This window comes from Streptomyces sp. CB01249 (assembly GCF_001905735.1).
In the GTDB taxonomy this organism is placed as follows: domain Bacteria; phylum Actinomycetota; class Actinomycetes; order Streptomycetales; family Streptomycetaceae; genus Streptomyces.
This window is the reverse complement of the sequence record NZ_LISW01000003.1, coordinates 340,132-359,671: the sequence shown is the minus strand read 5'-3', so window position 1 is coordinate 359,671 and position 19,540 is coordinate 340,132. Positions and strand designations below refer to the sequence as shown.

Below are 19,540 nucleotides of genomic sequence, written 5' to 3'. Positions count from 1 at the left end.
GCCCGCCGCGGAACCGGGGGCCTCGTGCGTCCGGGGGACGGGAGGCGGAAAACCGGGTGAGCCGGGCGCCCGCCATGGGTACCGTCGTGCCCATGTATTCGTTCTTCCAGATCTACGAGTGAGAGCGCGGCGGGCCCGACCACCCGCCGCCCCCCGGATCGATCCGAGGTCGCCAGAGACCTCACCGAGACCACACATTGGGAGAACCCCATGGCCAAGAGCCGCAACAACCTCCTCGGCGTCGGCGGACAGCGCAAGAAGCTGTCCCGCGCCGGGGCGCAGGGGACCGGCCCCGCCGCGGAGGCGGACCGCCGGACGGCCGCCGACCAGAAGCAGGAACTGCTCCGCAAGATGCGGGAGCGGGCCGCAGGCACCGAGCAGCCGGACGCCGCGGACGCCGAGACCGGGGCCCCGGAGGCCCCGGCGCAGAGCTGACCGTCCTACGCACAGACCGAGGCCCCGGCGGGCGGACCACCAGGTCCGCCCGCCGGGGCCGTGCCGTGTCCGCCCCGCGCCCCTCACCCCACCGTGCGCGGCAGCCGCAGGCTCAGCGCGGTCGTCAGGGCGACCGCCGCCAGCTGGACGAGCAGCGTCACGATCAGGGCGTCCCGCATCCCCCACCCCGGCACCAGCGCCAGGAACAGCGAGCCGAGCGTCGCCACGCCCAGGGTCAGCGTCGCCTGCTGGGTCGTCGTCATCACCCCGCCGCCCACCCCGGCCCGCTCCGGCGGTACGTCCGACAGGATGATGCGGAAGATGACCGGCAGCTGGAGGCCCTGGCCGAAACCGGCGATCGCCATCCCGGGCAGCAGCCCCGCCATGCCCAGGTCCGGCCAGCCCCGCCACACGGTGAACGCGAGCACCGCCACGCCCACCGCCTGGATCAGCCCGCCCGCCGTCACGACCCGGCTGCCGTACCGCCGCACCAGCCGGGGACCGGCCAGCGAGGCCGCGAAGAAGGCCACCGCCATCGGGGCGATCGACAGGCCGGACCGCGCCGGGCCGAGCTCCAGGCCCTGCTGGAGCGCGACCGCGATGACGAACATGAAGCCGCCGAAGCCCACCGAGAACGGCACCACCAGGGCGAGCCCGCGCCGCAGCGACTCCAGGCGCAGCAGGCTCGGCGGCACCAGCGGGATCAGCCCGCGCCGGTCCGCCCGCCGCTCCACCCGGTAGAACGCCGCCGCCGCGAACGGGAACAGCGCGAGGGACACCCAGGTCCACAGCGGCCAGCCCGCCGCCCGGCCCTCGGTGAGCGGGGCCAGCAGCGTCACCAGCGAAACCGCCAGCAGCAGCGTGCCCGGTACGTCGACGGGCGCGGGCCGGTCCGCCCGCGTCTCCGGGACCGCGCGCGCCGCCAGCACCAGACCGAGCGCCGCGACGGGCACGTTGACCAGGAACACCGACCGCCAGCCCGCGCTCTCGCCGAACACCGAGGAGAGCGGCGCGGCGGCGACCAGCGCCCCGCCCAGGATCTGGCCCGCGACCATGGAGAGCCCGGCCGTCGCCCCGTACAGGCTCATCGCCCGGGCCCTGCGGTGGCCGGAGGTGGCCGCCTGGATGGTCGCGAGGACCTGCGGCAGCATCAGCGCGGCCGCCGCGCCCTGCGCCACCCGCGCCCCGACCAGGGTCCAGGCGGTCGGGGCGAGCCCGCAGGCCAGCGAGGTGATCCCGAAGGCCGCGATCCCGGCCAGGAAGAGCCGGCGCCGCCCGGCCATGTCACCGAGCCGCCCGCCGAGGACCAGCAGCACGGCGTAGGCGAGGCCGTAGCCCGCGACGACCAGTTCCAGCAGGGCCGGGCCCGCCGCCAGGTCGTGGTCGATGGTGGGCAGGGCCACGTTGACGATGAAGAAGTCGATCAGGGGGAGGGCCGCGCCCAGCAGCACGGTGAACAGTCCCAGCGTGCCGAGTACCGGGGCGGGATGGTCGTGCCGCACCACCGGGGAGGTGGTGGCGGCTGCCGTTGACGTCCGTACAGAGGATTCACTCACGCCACCGACGATCGCCCCATCCGCAGCCTGGTACCAGAGTGTCCTTATCCTGGTACAAGGACCACCAGGCACCAGCCGCCCGGGGCCCGTGCCGGGCCCGCACCCTGGAGGAATGACGACGATGGCGACGCCCCTGACGCAGCCGGCCGCCCCCGGCGTGAGCGAGCCCGACATCCGGCGGCACGAGCTGGCGAACTTCCTGCGCAGCCGCCGCGAACGGATCACCCCCGAGCAGGTCGGCCTCGTCCGGGGCCGCCGCCGGCGCACCCCGGGGCTGCGCCGCGAGGAGGTCGCCCAGCTCTCCGCCGTCGGCGTCACCTGGTACACCTGGCTCGAACAGGCCCGGGACATCCAGGTCTCGCCCCAGGTCCTCGACGCCCTCGCCCGCGCCCTGCTGCTGGACCGCAGCGAGCGCAGCCACCTCTTCTCGCTCGCCGCGGCCATCGACCCGGCGCCCGGCACGGACTGCCCGCACGTCACCCCGGCGCTGCGGATGATGCTGCGGCAGCTGGAGCCGATCCCCGCCTGCGTGCAGAACAGCCGGTACGACATCCTCGCCCACAACCGCACGTACGGGCGGCTGCTCTGCGACCTGGAGGAGGTCGCGCCCGAGGACCGCAACGTGATGCTGCTCGCCCACACCAACGAGCAGTGGCGGGCCTCGGTCATGGACACCGCCGAGGTGACCCGCTACATCACCGCCAAGTTCCGCGCCGCGATGGCGGAACACCTCGCGGAGCCCGCCTGGAAGGAACTGCTGGGGCGCCTGGAGGCGGCCTCCGAGGAGTTCCGCGAGAACTGGGCCCGGCACGAGGTCGTCGGGGCGGGCAGCCGGTCCAAGGTCTTCCGCAACGCCTGGGTCGGGATGCTGCGCGTCGAGACCACCGACCTCTGGCTCGGCCCCTCGGCCGGACCGCGCCTGGTCAGCTACGCGCCCCGGGACGACGAGACGTACGAGCGGCTGGCCCGCCTTCAGGAGCTGGTGCGGGCTTCCGAAGGCTGAGCGGCCGGGCTCCCGGCCACCGGTTCCGCCAGCCGCTCCGCCGTCCGGCGGGCGGTGGAGCGGGCCCAGCGGCCGCTGCTCAGGGCGCCGATCAGCAGGACGGCGAGCCCGCAGCCGGTAACGATCCACCAGCCGGGCCGGCTCGCCGCCACGAAGCCCTCCGAGCCGCCCGGGTCCGCCATTCCCGCCGCCAGGACCGCGCCGATCACGGCGACCCCGAGGGTCTGCCCGATCTGCCGGCTGGTGGAGGCGACGGCGGCCGCCACGCCCGCCTGGGAGCGGGGCATGCCGGAGACGGCGGTGTTGGTGATGGGCGCGTTCACCGAGCCGAAGCCCAGGCCGAACAGCACATACGCGGCGAACATCGAGACCGTCCCGGTCTCCGCGTCGAACGCGGCCAGCATCAGCCCGCTCACCGCCATCGCACCGCCCGCGATCAGCAGCGGGATGCGCGGCCCGCGACTGGCCACGAGCCGCCCGGACAGCGGCGACAGCAGGCACACCACGGCCGCCATGGGCAGCGTGTAGAGCCCGGCGTCCAGCGCGCTCAGCCCCCGGACGTCCTGGAGGTAGAGCGTGTTGAGGAAGAGGAAGCCGCCGAGCGCGGCGAAGGCGCTGACCGCGATGACCGTGGCACCGCTGAACGGAACGCTGTGGAAGAACCGCAGATCGATCAGCGGATCGGCGCGCCGGGGCTCGTACACCAGCAGCCCCACCAGGGCCGCCGCCGCGAGTCCGGCGAAGAGCAGGATCTCGGCGGAGGCCCACCCCTTCTGCGGGGCCTCGATGATCGCGTACGTCAGCGAGCCCAGCAGCGTGATCACCAGGAGCTGGCCCAGCGGGTCCGGGCGGCGGGCCCGGTGGGCGCGCGACTCGGGGACGTAACGCCAGGTCAGCAGCAGGGCGGCGAGGCCCACCGGGAGGTTGACCCAGAAGATCGACCGCCAGCCGACCGAGTCGACCAGGCCGCCGCCGACCACCGGACCGGCCGCCATCGAGATGCCGACGACCCCGCCCCAGACCCCGATCGCCCGGGCGCGCTCGCGGGGGTCGGTGAAGGTGTTGGTGATGATCGACATCGCGACCGGGTTGAGCATCGAGCCGCCCACGGCCTGCACCATCCGGAAGGCGATGAGCGCCTCCAGGTTCGGCGCCAGCGAGCAGAGCGCCGAACCCAGGGTGAACAGGACCAGCCCGGCCATGAAGACCTTCCGCCGGCCGATCCGGTCGGCGGTGGAACCGGCGAGCATCAGCAGGGATGCGAGGACGAGCGTGTACGCGTCGATCGTCCACTGCATCCCCGCGACGCTCGCGTCCAGCTCCCGGCGCATGGCGGGCAGGGCGACGTTCAGGGCGGTGGTGTCGAGGCTGACGATCAGCAGGCTCATGCAGCAGATCGCCAGCACCAGCATCCGCCGTCGGTGGCTGAGCTCAGGCATTCATCGATAGTACGACTAACTAACGACCGCCGCCGCCAGGGCCTCCGCCGCGTCCCGCACCAGCGGGTGGTCGCCCGCCGCGTCGGAGGTGCCCGCCGGCTTCGTCGTCAGCACCGCCAGGACCACCGGCACGCCCTCCGGCGTCCACGCGACGCCCACGTCGTTGCACGAGGCGTACGAGCCGCCGCCCGTCTTGTCGGCGACCGTCCACTCCGGCGGCAGCCCGGCCCTGAACCGCGTACCGCTCGTCCGGCAGTTGAGCAGCCAGTACGTCAGCCGCTCGCGGTCCCGGGGCTCCAGCGCGTTCCCCAGGACCAGCCGGGCGTAGTCGCGGGCGAGCGCGGACGGGGTCGTGGTGTCCGTGACCCGGCCCGGCTCGGCGGAGTTCAGCACGGGCTCCCAGCGGTCCAGCCGGGTCACGCGGTCGCCCAGGGAGCGGGCGAAGCGGGTGACGGCCTGCGGGCCGCCGAGCTCGCGCAGCAGCAGGTTGCCCGCGGTGTTGTCGCTGTCGCCGATCGCGGCGTCGCAGAGCCGGGCGACGCTCAGCCCGCTCGCGATGTGCTCCGGGGTGTCGGTGACCGGGGAATCCGAGACGCAGTCCGCCTCCGTGTAGTGGATCACCTTCTCCAGGACCTCGCCGTCCCGGTCCAGATCCCGCAGGACGGCCGCCGCGGCGAGCGTCTTGAACGTGGACAGCATCGGGAAGCGCTCGTCCGCCCGGTGCCGCACCGCGACCCCCGTGGCCACGTTGTACGCGAAGGCGCCGACGCGGGCGCCGTGCGTCCGCTCCAGCTCGCGCAGCCGGGCCGTCGTGGAGCCGGACGCGGCCCGCGCGGGGCCCGCGCCGAGGAGCAGCGCACCGGCGGCACCCGCGCCGCCCAGCGCGAGCAGTCCGCGACGGCTGGGGGAGCCGGGGGTTAAGCGGGAAGAGGTCGTCGTCATGAGCTTCGTCTCCTTGATTCACCGGCCTCGTGCCGGAAACCCCACGCTACGGGCCGGGTCCGACGAGGCCGTCGCCTTTCCCGGGACCGGCGGGGCGCCACCGCCCCCGGAGCAGTCGCCGGGGTACGGGACAATGGGGCCATGACCACGCTCGCCCCCTCGCCCTCGCTGCTCCGCATCGGCCCGCACACCGTGCAGCCGCCGGTGGTCCTCGCGCCCATGGCCGGCATCACCAACGCCCCCTTCCGCACGCTGTGCCGGGAGTTCTCGGGCGGCAAGGGGCTGTTCGTCAGCGAGATGATCACGACGAGGGCCCTGGTCGAGCGCAACGAGAAGACCATGCAGCTCATCCACTTCGACGCGACCGAGACCCCGCGCTCGATCCAGCTGTACGGAGTCGACCCGGACACGGTCGGCAAGGCCGTCAGCATGATCGTGGACGAGAACCTCGCCGACCACATCGACCTCAACTTCGGCTGCCCGGTCCCCAAGGTCACCCGCAAGGGCGGCGGCTCGGCCCTCCCGTACAAGCGGCCGCTGCTGCGCGCGATCCTGCACGAGGCGGTCTCCCGGGCCGGGGACCTGCCCGTCACGATCAAGATGCGCAAGGGCATCGACGACGACCACCTCACCTACCTCGACGCCGGCCGGATCGCCGTCGAGGAGGGCGTCACGGCGGTCGCTCTGCACGGCAGGACCACCGCCCAGCACTACGGCGGCACCGCCGACTGGGACGCCATCGCCCGGCTCAAGGAGCACGTCCCGGAGATCCCGGTGCTCGGCAACGGCGACATCTGGTGCGCGGACGACGCCCTGCGCATGATGCGCGAGACCGGCTGCGACGGCGTGGTCGTGGGGCGCGGCTGCCTGGGCCGCCCCTGGCTCTTCGGCGACCTGGTCAGCGCGTTCGAGGGCACGCGGACCCGGCAGGCGCCCACGCTGCGCACCGTCGCCGATGTGATGCTGCGGCACGCGACGCTGCTGGGGGAGTGGATCGGCGACGAGGCGCGGGGCGTGATCGACTTCCGCAAGCACGTCGCCTGGTACCTCAAGGGCTTCGCGGTGGGCTCCGAGATGCGCAAGAAGCTGGCGATCACCTCCTCGCTGGAGGAGCTGGGCTCCCAGCTCCAGGAGCTGGACCTCGACCAGCCCTGGCCGGACGGCGCCGACGGCCCCCGCGGGCGCACCTCGGGCAACAACCGGGTGGCCCTCCCGGACGGCTGGCTGAAGGACCCGTACGACTGCGCGGGCATCAGCGCCGACGCGGAGCTGGACACCTCCGGAGGCTGAGTCGGCGGTCCCAACCACTGTCACAGACACCGGGACTGACGGCCCGTCCGTTCGTTAGAATGCGTGACTCGGCCACAGTGGGGGATCGTGTGACGAGCGTTGTCTTTGTGCACGGAACGGGCGTGCGGGAGAAGTCGTACCGGACGTCCTTTCGGCGGGTCGCGCGCGGACTCGCGCGGGTGCGGCCCGAGGTGAATCTCGTGCCCTGCTACTGGGGCGACGCCTACGGAGCCCATCTGGCGCTGGGCGGCGCCAGCTTCCCGGAACGGGAGCAGGACCGGGCCCTGCCCGGGGCCGCCGCGGACGATCCGCTCGCCGTGTGGGCGCTGCTCGAACAAGACCCGTTCGCGGAGATCGAACTGCTCGCGGACAGTTCCGGGGAGGACGAGGGCGGCGGCTTCGCGCCCGGCCGCACGGACCCGTGGGACGCCCTCGCCGGACGGGTGCGCGCGCTCGCCGAGGCCGGCCCGGTGACGGACGCGACGGGCGACGGCGACGCCGCCGCGCTCGCCGAGGAGCTGGGCCCCCGGCTGGCCGACGCCGCCCCGCTCGTCGCCGAGGAACTGTCGCTGCGGCTCTCCGGCACCGCCCCGGGCCGCGACGCCGAGGCGATGGCTGCCCGCGCGGTCGTCGCCCTCGCGACCCGGCTGACCGAGCACGCCGAGGAAGCCGAGGAGCCGCTGCCGGTGGACGGCGCGGACCGCGACGCCCTGGTGCGGGTGCTCACCGACCGCATCGGCGGCACCGACCGCGGCCTCAAGGGCGCCGCGTCCTGGGTCGGCGGCCGGCTGCTCGGCGACCCGCTCCTGTGGGTCTCCTCGCCCGCCGTCCAGGTGGGCCGCCGCCGGATGACCGGCAAGATCCTCCCGGGCAGCGGCGACATCCTCCGCTACCAGGGCCGGGGGACCGGACTGCGCAACCGGATCGCCGACACCGTCGCGCTGACCAGGGAGCGCGAGGGCGGCCCCGTCGTCCTACTCGCCCACAGCCTCGGCGGCATCGCCTCTTTCGACCTGCTGTCCATGGAGCCCGCCCACGGCGTCGACCTGCTGATCACGGTCGGCTCGCAGGCGCCGTTCCTCTACGAGATCGACGCACTGGCCGGGCTGCGGCGCGGCGACGAACTGCCCGCCACGTTCCCTCGCTGGATCAACGTGTACGACCGCAGGGACCTGCTCGGGTTCGTCGGGGAGCGGGTGTTCCCCGGCCGCGTCACCGATGTGCGGGTCAACCTGCGCCAGCCCTTCCCCCGCTCCCACACCGGCTATTTCGCGCATCAGGGTCTGTACGAGCGCATAGCGGCCGAGCTGCCGTGAGACCCCCCGGGCACGACTGGCGGCGCACCCACGCGGTCGTCGTGGCGGTCGAGCGGTACGCGACCGGCGGGGACGGCTGGGACCTGGACGGACCGGCGAACGACGCCGCCCGCATGATGCGCTGGCTGCGCGGCCTGGGGGTCCCCGAGGACCAGATGCACCTGCTGGCCTCGCCCCTTGAGCGGAACGAGGGGCTCCTCGCCGAGTTCACCGGGGTCCGGCGCAGCACGGCGGACCGGCAGCATGTCCGCCGCGTCTTCCAGGACGAGCTGCGCGCCCTCGACGTCGACTGGCTCTGGGTGTACTGGGCGGGCCACGGGGTGCAGGCCGCGCACAACCGCTGGAGCCTGCTCTATCCGGAGTCCCGTGACGGCGACCCACAGGGGGTGGATGCCGAGAACCTGATCTCCCTGCTGCGTACGGACCGGCTGCCCGCCCGTGCGGCGCAGCGCGCCGTCGTCGTCCTGGACGCCTGCCGTACGACCCTGAGGCCGGGCGAGCAGGCCCACGCTTCGGAGGCCGATCCCCTCACCAACAGGACGGAGGCCAACGTAGACCGCCCGTTGTTCGTGATGCGGGCGTCGAGGCCGGGTGAGGCGGCCAAGTCCGTGCAAGGAGCGGGGCTCTTCACCTCGAAAGTGATGGATGAACTGGAGGCGGGATCGCGGCGCGACCCGGCCGCTGCCCCTGACCTCGACGGGGTGTGGGGCCGGATCCGACGCTACTTCGCGGAGGTGGAGGCGCGAGACGGCGCCGGCCAGGTGCCGACGGTGCTGTGCCGCAACTGGGACAACGACGAAGACGATTACGTGCCCGGACGCGCGCCGGCCCCGCCGGCCACTACGAATCCCGCGCGCGATCGGCTGGCCCTGCTGGTCCGTGCCGCACTGGTCGACGGCGGCCCCGACCTGGACCGGACCGCCTACCGGCTCGGCGCGGAACTGGGCACCTCGCTGCCTTGCGAGCCGTCCGCCGTCGACGCGGCGGCCCTCGTCGACTGGGCCATGAGCCGCCCGCACGGGGTTCCCACGCTGATCCATGTGCTGGCGGCCTCGGAACGCGGGGTGGAACCGGCCGATCTGGTGTCCATGAAGGCCGAGAGTCACCAACTCGCCCCCGGCCGTTGGCTCCTCTGCGGTGAGTACGACGCCCTGGTCGCCCTGCTCGACGCCCAGCCCACCGAGGCGGCAAGAGAGTTCGCGCACACGGCCCGCAAGGAGGCGGTGGGCACCGACCTCACGGCGACCGCGCCGAAGGAGGTCATCGACGCGCTGGAGGCCCTGCTCCCCGACTTGCCCCGGCTGCCCCGACTGCTGGGCACGGTCGAACGTGCCGCTGCCGCTGCCGGGGACGGCCCGTACGCCAAGACGCTGCGGCTGTGGTCGGACGGGTGCGCCCGACGGCTGGACGACAGGCTGCCGGCCGTCCTGGCCGTCCGGCGCGACGCGATCACTGAACAGGTGGCGGCCGCGGGGGCGGCGGACGAACGCGTGCAGATCCGGCTCTCCGCGCCGTCCGGACCTGCCGGGCACCGCACGTACCAGGTGTGGACGCACGGCGCCTCGGGCGCGGAGTCCGTCGAGGTCAGGGATACGGCCGTGGAGCCGGCCGAGATCGAGCGCGCGGTGGACACGATCCTGGCCCGGCACGGGCGGGTTCACAGCACTCCGGTGGAATTCTTCCTGGACGCCCGAGATCTCGAACTGGACGTCCACCGATGGCAGATCCGCTCCGACGGCCCCTTCGAACGCTCGCTGGGGGCCGAGTTCCCGGTCGCCGTCCGCTGCATGGAACACCGCCGCCCCAAGCAGGAACACCTCTGGCTCGGCCGCTGGGAGCAGGTGGCGCGCGCTCGGACCGGCGACCTGCACTGGCTCCCCGGCGATCTGCCCACGATGAAGGCGGCGCACGGCTGTGTGAGCGCCCGCGAGAACGCGCCGGGCGTCGTCGTGGCTGCCGTATCCCCGTCCGCCGCCCCACGCACGGACGTCTTCACCGCCTGCGTCTTCGGCGGCGTCCCCGTGATGGTCTGGTGCGGCCACGGCGAACCGGAGCGTGCTGCAGAGGAGTTGAAGGAATTCCTGGCGGACTGTCCGCTGCCGGAACTGCCCGCCCGGTTGCGTAGGCTGCGGGCGGAATGCGACGGCGACGACACGCACCCGCGTGGCGGGCTGGCCCTCCTTTGGGACGACCCGGAACGGCAACTGCCCCCGCGCCTCGATCTGTCCGCACCATGAAGCACGAGACGAGGGAACCGATGAGCACCGACTGGCGGCTCTTCCACGGAGGCGACGTCGAGCCGCATCCCGTCACCGTATGGCCCGCGCCACCGCCGTGGCGGACCTTCGGCGGCGAGGGCCCGAAGGAGGGCGAGGAGACGGTGCCCGAGCGTCCCCGGCGCCGGTACGTGATCTCCGAGACCGACCGCGACATCGTGAATACCGCTCTCCATCTGCACCGCCCGCTGCTCGTCACCGGCCGCCCCGGCACGGGCAAGTCCACGCTGGCCCGTGCCGTCGCGCGCGAACTCTGCCTGGGCGAGGTCCTGCACTGGCCGGTCAACAGCCGCTCCACCCTGGCCGAGGGGCTGTACCGCTACGACGCGGTCGGCCGCCTCAGGGACACCTCGCTGCGCGGCGGCACCGGCGACGGGGACATCGCCGAGTCCGACATCGGCGACTACCTCCGGCTCGGCCCGCTCGGCACCGCCCTGCTGCCGCGCGACGAACCGAGGGTGCTGCTCATCGACGAGCTGGACAAGGGTGACGTCGACCTGCCCAACGACCTGCTCACCGTGTTCGAGGAGGGGACCTACGAGATCCCCGAACTGGCCCGGCTGAAGGAAGATTCGGCGGCGATCCGGGTCACCGGCCCGGACGATGGCCGGGTCACCGTCACCGGCGGCCGGGTTACCTGCCGCACCTTCCCCGTCGTGGTCATCACGAGCAACGGCGAACGCGAGTTCCCGCCCGCGTTCCTGCGCCGCTGCGTCCGTCTGGACCTCAAGCAGCCGGACGCCGAACAGCTGCGCTCCATCATCGGCATGCACCTCGGCACGGACGCTGCCGCACATGCCGAGCAGCTGATCGAGGAGTTCCTGAGGCTGCGCGACAACCAGGCGCACGACCTGGCGACCGACCAGCTGCTCAACGCCGTCCATCTGCGCGTCTCGGGCGCGGCGATGGACTTCGACAGGCTGCGCGACACGGTGTTCCGCTCGCTCGGGGACCTGGACGCCTGATGTTCGACCGGCTCACCTCCCTGCTCGGCCGCGCTGGAGTGGACCTTTCCACCGAGGAGCTGCTCGACGTCCTGTGGATCGCCGAGGTGCGGCGGCGGGGCGGGCCGGAGCACGAGCCGCCGCCCGGCCCGGAGCCGGACACCCGCCCGGTCCGCCCCCTCGAACCGGAGGAGGCGGAGGGCGACCACGACGCGCGCCGGTCCGGCCACGACCTCCCGGTGCTGCCAGAACCCGAACCGGAACGTGCAGAGCCGCAGGGCCTGTACGCCCCCGCGGCCGCTGGCCCCGCTGCGGGCACGTCGCGCCCGGTCGCCGTGACCGGGGTCCGGTCACTGGAGGCGCAGCGTGCTCTGAACCGGTCCATGCGCCCGCTGCGCCGCACGGTCGCCTCCCGCACCGACCTGGTGCTCGACGAGACGGCGACCGTCGACCGGATGGCCGAGTCCGCCCTGCCCGAACCCGTCATGCGGCCCCGGCCCGAACGCTGGCTGAGCGCCGTCCTCGTGGTCGACGACGGCCCCTCCATGGTGCTCTGGCAGCGGTACGCGGCCGAGGTCCGCGCCCTGCTGGAGAGCCAGGGTGCCTTCCACGACATCCGGGTCCATGGTCTCGACAGCTCCGGCGGCCCCGGCCCGCTGCTGCACGCCCGCCCCTTCGCCCGCGGCCTGCACCCGCCGGCCGTCCTGCGGACCGACTCGGTGCGCCCCACTCTGGTCCTCGTGGTCTCCGACATGGTCGGACCCGCCTGGCGCTCCGGCGCCGTCCCCGCCCTGCTGCGGGGCTGGGCGCGGAAGGATCCCGTCGCGATCCTCCAGCCGCTGCCCGAACGGATGTGGCCTGAGCCCGGCGGTCACCCCGCCGAACGCCTCCTGGTCCGCTCCCGCCACCCGGCCGCCCCCGGCCGTGCCCTGCGCGTTAGCCACCCCGTGCTCCCGCCCGAGCTCGTGTCCTACGATGGCACCCCCGTCCCGGTCTTGGAGGCCGCCGAAGGGCAGCTCGCCTCCTGGGTCTCCCTGCTCACCGAGGGCGACAGCCGCGCCGCGTTGCCGGTGCTGATGATCCCCGACAGCGACCCGGTCCCCGGGCCCGAGCCGGCGACGCCCGCCCCGGAGCCTCCGCCGACCCCCGAGGAGCGGTTCCGCCGCTTCCGGGAGGCCGCCTCCCCGGAGGGCCGGAGACTGGCCGGCGCCCTGGCCTCGGTTACCCCGCTCACCCTGCCCGTCATGCGCGTCGTCCACGAGGCCCACCGCGCCACCGGGGGCACCTTCCACCGCGCCCAGCTCGCTGAGGTCTTCCTCGGCGGCCTGCTGCGCCGCACGGACCAGAGCACGGCCGGCGACGGCGCCGAGTACGCCTTCCTCCCCGGCGTCGCCGACCTCCTCCTCGACACCGTCCGCACGTCCGTGGCTCTGGACACCGCCGACCGCGTCGCCGCGTACCTCCTGGAACGCAGCGGTCCGGGGCCCGATTTCCGCGCCCGACTCTCCGGCGACGGCCCCGGCGCCACGACGAGCCTCCCCGACCACGCCGGCCCCTTCGCCGCGGCCTCCCCGGAACTCTTGCGCCGCCTCGGCCTCACCGACGCGAGGCGCTCCGACCCGCGAGCGGAGGTCCCGGAGCCCGAGCCGGTCGCCGAGGGTCCGGGGGGCCCTGAGGAGCTGTATGTGATGGAGCGGGTGGCCCCCGCACTGACTGCCTTCGCCCGGCGGCTCCTTGCTGACCCTGTCGTCCCGGGCATCGTGGACCAGCAGGCGGAGCGCATTTCGGAGCGGAGCGAAGAATGGTTCCCGGAAACTGGCTGGTCGCCTGTCGCGGTCGTTCCGGAACTTGCGAGGCGGATCACGGACTGCCGTTTGCGTGACCATCAGGCTGAGCTGCTGGGTCTGATCCGGGAAGTGCTGGAAGGGCTGCTGACGGACACCAGTCTGATCACCCGGAACGCGCGCGGCTACCTTGCCATCGCGCTCAGCGGTCTGGGTGAGACGACCGAAGCGGTGACGCACATGAGGGCGATCATCAGCATGTCCGCGAAGGCACACGGGGCTGAGCACAGGTACACCCTCAACGCTCGACGCTATTTGCACGAGATGTTCTATGACGACGGTTGGTACGCCGAGGCCGAGGAGGAGGGGCGCCCACTGCTGGAGACCTTCGATCGCCTCGGTGCCGAGGCCGACCAAGCGGACCACACACAGCTCAAGAAGCATCAGGCGTACGCTCTCCGCGGCCTGGGCCGACACCGCGAAGCGGAGGTGCTGCTGCGTTCCGTGCTCGCATGGGAGAACGACCCGGAGAACGGTGTCCCCCTGGAGACAAGGCTCCTTTCCCGGTCTTGGTTTGCCACGGTGCTGGAAGCCCAGGGCCGGTACCAGGAGGCGGAGAACGAGTTGAGAAGCGGGATCCTGGCAATGGAGGCGTCCGAAGAGGTGAGGGGCGGGGGAGCTGTGCAGGTTCTGGACGGGCTTGCCGACCTCCTTGTTGACAGCGATCGGCATGAGGAGGCCGAACCGTTCCGCAGGGCCACCGTCGAGGCCAGCGAGCGACACCACGGACCGAATGCACTAATCAGTTTCCGGGCGCGGCGCGACCTGATCAACCTGCTCCGTCTCCTCGACCGCTCGGAGGAGGCTCGGACCATGGTGGAGGTGCTGGAGCCGAGCGCGGCGGCGAGGCTGGGGGAGTCACATCGCGAGACGCTTCTGATCCGCGAGGCACGGGCGCTGGTTTATGCGGCTCTGAAGGAGTACGACGAGGCACTGCTGCTGTACCGGACGGTGCTGGAGCAGGTGGCGGCCCTGGGTGACGAGGCACCTAGAACGAGCTTTGCCATGCGGAGAAACTTCGGCACCATCCTGAGTGAGGCCGGACGGCTGCAGGAGGCGGAGCAGGTGTTGCGCTCCCTCTTGGCGGACGAGTTGGAGGAGTTCGGCCGCGATGATCCTTCTGCGGGAACGACCATGTATCGCCTGGTGCTCGTGCTGGAGATGCTGCACGAGGACGACGAGGCACTCGCCGTCTGCCGCGAGCTGCTGGTCATCGAGGAGCGAACCCTGCCCGAGTGGAGCCTGTCGAAGGCCAAGACCTGGCAGCGGATGGCGGTGCTCCTCGCACGCCTCGGACAGCACAAGGAGGCGGCCGGGCAACTGGGTCTCGCGTACGAAGCGCATGTGCGTGCGATGGAACCGGACGCCGTGCCGGCGCTGTCCGCCGGATACCGGTACGGCGTCGCCCTGACCGCCGCGGGCCGTCATCAGGAGGCCGCCGACATCCTCACCTCCGTCGTCGAGGGACGCCGCACCCGGCGAGGCGAGGCACACCCCGACACCCTCCGCTCCCGTCAGCGGCTCGGCGACGCATTTGCCGCCCTCGGGCTGGCGGACCGCGCCCGCGCCGAGTGGACGGCGGTGCGGGATATCGCGTCCCGGGAGCTGGGCGAGGACCACAAGATCGTGCGTACGGCGATCGAGTCCCTGGCGGCACCGGGTGCCCCACCTACCACTCCGCTCAAATGAGCAGTTGCAGGATGGTGAATCGCGTGTGATTCACCCCCTGCCTCCCAGTGCGCGACATATCAATGGCTAGCGAGTCGCCATGAGTGACTGCGGTGACACTGTCCGCCGCCCTTGGGGCGTCCGTATGGTGACATCTGAGCGGCTTCTTTGGCGTGATCCTCGCCACGCTTGATGACCGAGTCGCTCATATGAGCGCCCGTCCGGGGAATCCACTTGTCAAATGTCGGCACTGCGTGCCAACGGCTCGGACTTTGATCGATCGACGCTTCCCTCACGCATTGTTGCGACAACCGGGGTGTGAGCTCGCTTTGTGTATTCATCTGTTCAAGAAATGAACGAATCTCCAGGGTGGGACTCCGACTGACTCCACTTTCGATCTGCTGGCGGACGGGTGGTTACGGCCGCACGACGCGCAAGTGGACGTACCCAGGCACCTTCGATCTGGGTATGTTCCTCGCCGTCAGGGCAGCCACCGCGTCTTCGAGGAGTCGAGACCGTGTCGGAAAACAAAGATGTGCAGAAGTTCGTCTACGACTTCACCGAAGGCAACAAGGATCTGAAGGACCTCCTCGGCGGGAAGGGGGCCAACCTCGCCGAGATGACCAACCTCGGGCTCCCCGTCCCGCCCGGCTTCACGATCACCACCGAGGCGTGCAAGGTCTACCTGGACAGCGGTGACGAGCCGGCCGCCCTCCGCGACGAGGTGAGTGCGCACCTCGACGCCCTGGAGACGCGGATGGGCAAGAAGCTCGGCCAGGCCGACGATCCGCTGCTGGTCTCCGTACGCTCCGGCGCCAAGTTCTCGATGCCCGGGATGATGGACACCGTCCTCAACATCGGCCTCTCCGACGCCTCCGTGGCGGGCCTCGCCGCCCAGGCCGGTGACGAGCGCTTCGCGTGGGACTCCTACCGCCGGCTGATCCAGATGTTCGGCAAGACCGTGCTCGGGGTGGACGGCGAGCTCTTCGAGGAGGCGCTGGAGGCCGCGAAGGAGGCCAAGGGCGTCAAAGTCGACGTGGACCTCGACGCGGGCGACCTGAAGAAGCTGGTCAAGGAGTTCAAGAAGATCGTCGCGCGGGACGCCGGACGCGACTTCCCGCAGGACGCGCGCGAGCAGATGGACCTGGCCATAAAGGCGGTCTTCGACTCGTGGAACACCGACCGGGCCAAGCTCTACCGCCGCCAGGAGCGCATCCCCGGCGACCTCGGCACCGCCGTCAACGTCTGCTCGATGGTCTTCGGCAACCTCGGCCCCGACTCCGGGACGGGCGTCGCCTTCACCCGGGACCCGGCCAGCGGCCACCAGGGCGTCTACGGCGACTACCTCCAGAACGCGCAGGGCGAGGACGTCGTCGCGGGCATCCGCAACACCGTCCCGCTCGCCGAACTGGAGTCGATCGACAAGCAGTCGTACGACCAGCTGCTGACGATCATGGAGACGCTGGAGACCCACTACAAGGACCTCTGCGACATCGAGTTCACCATCGAGCGCGGCCACCTGTGGATGCTTCAGACCCGGGTCGGCAAGCGCACCGCCGGTGCCGCCTTCCGCATCGCGACCCAGCTGGTGGACCAGGGGCTGATCGACGAGGCCGAGGCCCTTCAGCGGGTCAACGGCGCCCAGCTCGCCCAGCTGATGTTCCCGCGCTTCGACGACACCGCGAAGACCCAGCGGCTCGGCCGGGGCATCGCCGCCTCGCCCGGCGCGGCGGTCGGCAAGGCGGTCTTCGACTCGTACACCGCCGTCAAGTGGTCCCGGTCCGGCGAGAAGGTCATCCTGATCCGCCGCGAGACCAACCCGGACGACCTGGACGGCATGATCGCCGCCGAGGGCATCCTCACCTCGCGCGGCGGGAAGACCTCGCACGCCGCCGTCGTCGCCCGGGGCATGGGCAAGACCTGTGTCTGCGGCGCCGAGGAGATCGAGGTCGACACCAAGCGCCGCCGCCTGACGGTCGGGGACATCGTCGTGGAGGAGGGCGACATCGTCTCCGTCGACGGCTCCACCGGCAAGGTGTACCTCGGCGAGGTCCCCGTCGTGCCGTCCCCCGTGGTCGAGTACTTCGAGGGCCGGATGCACGCGGGCGCCGACGACGCCGACGAACTGGTCGCCGCCGTGCACCGGATCATGGCGTACGCGGACCGGGTGCGCCGGCTGCGGGTGCGGGCCAACGCGGACAGCGCGGAGGACGCGCTGCGCGCCCGCCGCTTCGGCGCCCAGGGCATCGGCCTCTGCCGCACCGAGCACATGTTCCTCGGCGAGCGCCGCGAGATGGTCGAGAAGCTGATCCTGGCCGACACCGACCAGGAGCGCGAGACGGCCCTGGAGCAGCTGCTGCCGCTCCAGAAGGCGGACTTCATCGAGCTGTTCGAGGCGATGGACGGGCTGCCGGTCACCGTGCGGCTCCTCGACCCGCCGCTGCACGAGTTCCTGCCGGACATCACGGAGCTCTCGGTACGCGTGGCCCTCGCCGAGGCCCGCAAGGACGCCAACGAGAACGACCTCAGGCTCCTCCAGGCCGTGCACAAGCTGCACGAGCAGAACCCGATGCTGGGGCTGCGCGGGGTGCGCCTCGGCCTGGTCATCCCCGGCCTGTTCGCCATGCAGGTGCGGGCCATCGCCGAGGCGGCCGCCGCCCGCAAGAACGCCAAGGGCGACCCGCGCGCCGAGATCATGATCCCGCTCGTCGGCACGGTCCAGGAGCTGGAGATCGTCCGCGAGGAGGCGGACCGGGTCATCGCCGAGGTCCAGGCCGCCACGGGCACCGACCTCAAGCTGAAGATCGGCACCATGATCGAGCTGCCGCGCGCCGCGCTGACCGCCGCTCAGATCGCGGAGGCGGCGGAGTTCTTCTCCTTCGGCACCAACGACCTGACCCAGACGGTGTGGGGCTTCTCCCGCGACGACGTGGAGGCCTCCTTCTTCACCGCCTACCTGGAGAAGGGCATCTTCGGGGTGTCGCCGTTCGAGACGATCGACAAGGACGGCGTCGGCTCGCTGGTGAAGAGCGCCGTCGCGGCCGGCCGGGCCACCCGCCCGGACCTGAAGCTGGGCATCTGCGGGGAGCACGGCGGCGACCCCGAGTCGGTGCACTTCTTCCACGAGGCCGGTCTCGACTACGTCTCCTGCTCGCCGTTCCGCATTCCGGTGGCGCGTCTGGAGGCGGGCCGGGCGGCGGCCGGGGCGCGGGCGAGCGACAGCCGCTGACGCGTCATCCCCTACCGATTCCGCTTCCGCCGCCGGTGATCCCACCCTCACCCGAACCGGCGGCGGACGCGGAATTCCGGAGGCGGCGGCACCCTGTGCGGGGGTGCCGCCGTCTTGGCGTACGCGGCCGGTCGGCGCACAACGTTGTCATGTCCCGGTAAATGCGATGACCGGTGTCCATTGCTTCGTTTAATGCGCAAAGAAATCGAGTTGAACGGACCGGGGTGCGGCCCGTGGATCCCCATCCACGGGCCGCACCCGGCTTACCCCCATCGAGTGCGGAGCCGCACCTTTGCCAACCGCCGCCGAACGAGCAAAACCCCCCACGGCCTTCACTCGCTCTTCCGGTGGCTCCGGAATCGCACCCGACGCCGTACAGCTTTTCGTCCGGCGGGCGGTCCCGGCGAGGCGTTTCACCTCTGGCCGAAACCCCGTGGTGACGTGCTGTTACGATTCGCATACTCTTGCGAGGGGGGAAATTGCAGGTGCAAGGGGTGGGAGTTCGGTGCTGCGTATCCATGTCTCCGGATGGGACCTTTCCAGGGTGCGGATGGCCTCCGGGCCGGACGCGCTGTGGGAGACCATTCTCAGCTTTCACCGGCTGAGGGACCGGAGGGCTTCCGCGGTCTTCGGGAAATGGCGCACCGAAACCCGCCCACGGTTGAGCGGTGAAGTACGTCTGCTGTCCGCGGTGGTCCCGCAGCGCGGATATTTTCCCGACTTCCTGACGCCTTCTCAGGAAAGCGCCGAACCGCTCGGACTCGACGCCGGAATGGAAGCCGTGCGCGCCACCCCGCCCGAGCGTCTGAGCGCCGAGATCGCCCTCCTCGGGGACCCCGGCGCCCGGCGGGCCGCCCGCCTCGACCCCCTGCGCGAGGGCGGCGCCGAACCCGTGGGCCGCCTCGTCGCCGCCTTACGGGACTACCACCGCGCCGCCGTCGAGCCGTACTGGCCGCACATCCGCTCCGCCGTCGAGGCCGACCGGGCGATCCGGGGCCGCGCCCTCCTGGACGGCGGCACCGACGAACTGCTCGCCTCGCTGCCCCCGGTCATCCGCTGGCGGGCGCCCGTCCTGGAGGCGGACTACCCAGTGGACCGCGATCTCCACCTGGACGGACGCGGACTGCTCCTCCAGCCGTCCTACTTCTGCCGGGGCGCCCCCGTCGTGCTGCGCGACCCCCTGCTCCCGCCGGTCCTGGTCTACCCGGTCGCCCACCGGGCCGCCCCCGCCTTCGCCGACCCGGGCCCCTCGCTCGGCCGGCTCCTCGGGCAGACCCGCTCCACGGTCCTGCGGGCCATCGGCGACGGCTGCACCACCAGCGAACTGGCCCGGCGCGCCGGGGTCTCCCTCGCCTCGGCCAGCCAGCACGCCTGCGTCCTGCGCGAGGCGGGGCTCGTCCACACCCTGCGGCACGGCAGCTCCGTCCAGCACACCCTGACCCCGCTGGGCGGCTCGCTGCTGAGGGGAGGGGCGCCGGTCGCGGTTTCGTGAGGTGCCCCGTACGGAAAGGATCCGCGGCCCGCACCGATGAGTTCCGGGCGGCCCCGGCGTCTACCAGTCGAGAAGACGCACACGGAACCAGAGCACCGAGAGAGCG

The 19,540-nt window shown here is 72.1% G+C and carries 12 protein-coding genes; 9 read left to right on the top strand and 3 right to left on the bottom strand.

Annotation, left to right across the window (positions count from 1 at the left end; genetic code table 11):
- Nucleotides 1-210: 210 nt before the first annotated feature.
- Nucleotides 211-435, top strand: a complete 225-nt coding sequence (locus AMK18_RS17375; RefSeq protein WP_073863474.1) for a DUF6243 family protein — start codon at nucleotides 211-213, stop codon at nucleotides 433-435.
- 83 nt (nucleotides 436-518) lie between these two features.
- Here the strand turns inward: AMK18_RS17375 and AMK18_RS17370 are convergent, their stop codons facing one another.
- Nucleotides 519-1,940 carry an MFS transporter gene (locus AMK18_RS17370; protein ID WP_073863473.1) on the bottom strand — a complete coding sequence of 474 codons (1,422 nt, stop codon included), beginning with the start codon at nucleotides 1,938-1,940 and terminating at the stop codon, nucleotides 519-521.
- Nucleotides 1,941-2,103: 163 nt separating this feature from the next.
- Between AMK18_RS17370 and AMK18_RS17365 the strand changes: the two genes are divergently transcribed.
- Entirely contained in the window at nucleotides 2,104-2,994 is an 891-nt protein-coding gene (locus AMK18_RS17365; RefSeq protein WP_073863472.1) for an MmyB family transcriptional regulator, read from the top strand.
- On the opposite strand, the gene AMK18_RS17360 is transcribed toward AMK18_RS17365, so the two are convergent.
- Nucleotides 2,964-4,433, bottom strand: a complete 1,470-nt coding sequence (locus tag AMK18_RS17360) for an MFS transporter (protein WP_107422346.1) — start codon at nucleotides 4,431-4,433, stop codon at nucleotides 2,964-2,966. The two genes, AMK18_RS17365 and AMK18_RS17360, sit on opposite strands and share 31 nt — an antisense overlap.
- Before the next feature lie 15 nt (nucleotides 4,434-4,448).
- The gene (gene bla, locus AMK18_RS17355) at nucleotides 4,449-5,375 is read right to left on the bottom strand and encodes a class A beta-lactamase (protein ID WP_075806915.1); all 927 of its coding nucleotides are present in this window, start codon (nucleotides 5,373-5,375) and stop codon (nucleotides 4,449-4,451) included.
- 141 nt (nucleotides 5,376-5,516) lie between these two features.
- Here bla and dusB point away from each other — a divergent pair, with 141 nt between their 5' ends.
- The 7 genes from dusB (at nucleotide 5,517) to AMK18_RS17320 (ending at nucleotide 19,434) form a co-directional block, all read left to right on the top strand.
- Nucleotides 5,517-6,665 carry a tRNA dihydrouridine synthase DusB gene (gene dusB, locus AMK18_RS17350; RefSeq protein WP_018103283.1) on the top strand — a complete coding sequence of 383 codons (1,149 nt, stop codon included), beginning with the start codon at nucleotides 5,517-5,519 and terminating at the stop codon, nucleotides 6,663-6,665.
- 200 nt (nucleotides 6,666-6,865) lie between these two features.
- Nucleotides 6,866-7,981, top strand: coding sequence for a hypothetical protein (locus AMK18_RS17345; protein ID WP_241836585.1), 1,116 nt, complete (start codon nucleotides 6,866-6,868; stop codon nucleotides 7,979-7,981).
- Entirely contained in the window at nucleotides 7,978-10,218 is a 2,241-nt protein-coding gene (locus AMK18_RS17340) for a VMAP-C domain-containing protein (protein WP_073863469.1), read from the top strand. The genes AMK18_RS17345 and AMK18_RS17340 overlap by 4 nt, the downstream gene beginning before the upstream one ends.
- A 20-nt stretch (nucleotides 10,219-10,238) precedes the next feature.
- On the top strand, nucleotides 10,239-11,222 hold the full coding sequence (locus AMK18_RS17335) for an AAA family ATPase (protein ID WP_073863468.1): 984 nt from the start codon (nucleotides 10,239-10,241) through the stop codon (nucleotides 11,220-11,222).
- On the top strand, nucleotides 11,222-14,734 hold the full coding sequence (locus AMK18_RS17330) for a tetratricopeptide repeat protein (protein WP_073863467.1): 3,513 nt from the start codon (nucleotides 11,222-11,224) through the stop codon (nucleotides 14,732-14,734). Before AMK18_RS17335 ends, AMK18_RS17330 begins: the two co-directional genes overlap by 1 nt.
- Before the next feature lie 496 nt (nucleotides 14,735-15,230).
- Entirely contained in the window at nucleotides 15,231-17,942 is a 2,712-nt protein-coding gene (gene ppdK / locus AMK18_RS17325; protein ID WP_073863466.1) for a pyruvate, phosphate dikinase, read from the top strand.
- A 505-nt stretch (nucleotides 17,943-18,447) separates the two neighbouring features.
- Nucleotides 18,448-19,434, top strand: coding sequence for an ArsR/SmtB family transcription factor (locus AMK18_RS17320; protein WP_198957022.1), 987 nt, complete (start codon nucleotides 18,448-18,450; stop codon nucleotides 19,432-19,434).
- The last annotated feature ends 106 nt before the right edge of the window (nucleotides 19,435-19,540 follow it).

Excerpts from the sequence above, each read along its gene's own strand:
- AMK18_RS17375 (WP_073863474.1), top strand. The coding sequence starts at position 211 with ATGGCCAAGAGCCGCAACAACCTCCTCGGCGTCGGCGGACAGCGCAAG.
- AMK18_RS17365 (WP_073863472.1), top strand. The coding sequence starts at position 2,104 with ATGACGACGATGGCGACGCCCCTGACGCAGCCGGCCGCCCCCGGCGTG.
- AMK18_RS17360 (WP_107422346.1), bottom strand. The coding sequence starts at position 4,433 with ATGCCTGAGCTCAGCCACCGACGGCGGATGCTGGTGCTGGCGATCTGC.
- bla (WP_075806915.1), bottom strand. The coding sequence starts at position 5,375 with ATGACGACGACCTCTTCCCGCTTAACCCCCGGCTCCCCCAGCCGTCGC.
- dusB (WP_018103283.1), top strand. The coding sequence starts at position 5,517 with ATGACCACGCTCGCCCCCTCGCCCTCGCTGCTCCGCATCGGCCCGCAC.
- AMK18_RS17335 (WP_073863468.1), top strand. The coding sequence starts at position 10,239 with ATGAGCACCGACTGGCGGCTCTTCCACGGAGGCGACGTCGAGCCGCAT.
- AMK18_RS17330 (WP_073863467.1), top strand. The coding sequence starts at position 11,222 with ATGTTCGACCGGCTCACCTCCCTGCTCGGCCGCGCTGGAGTGGACCTT.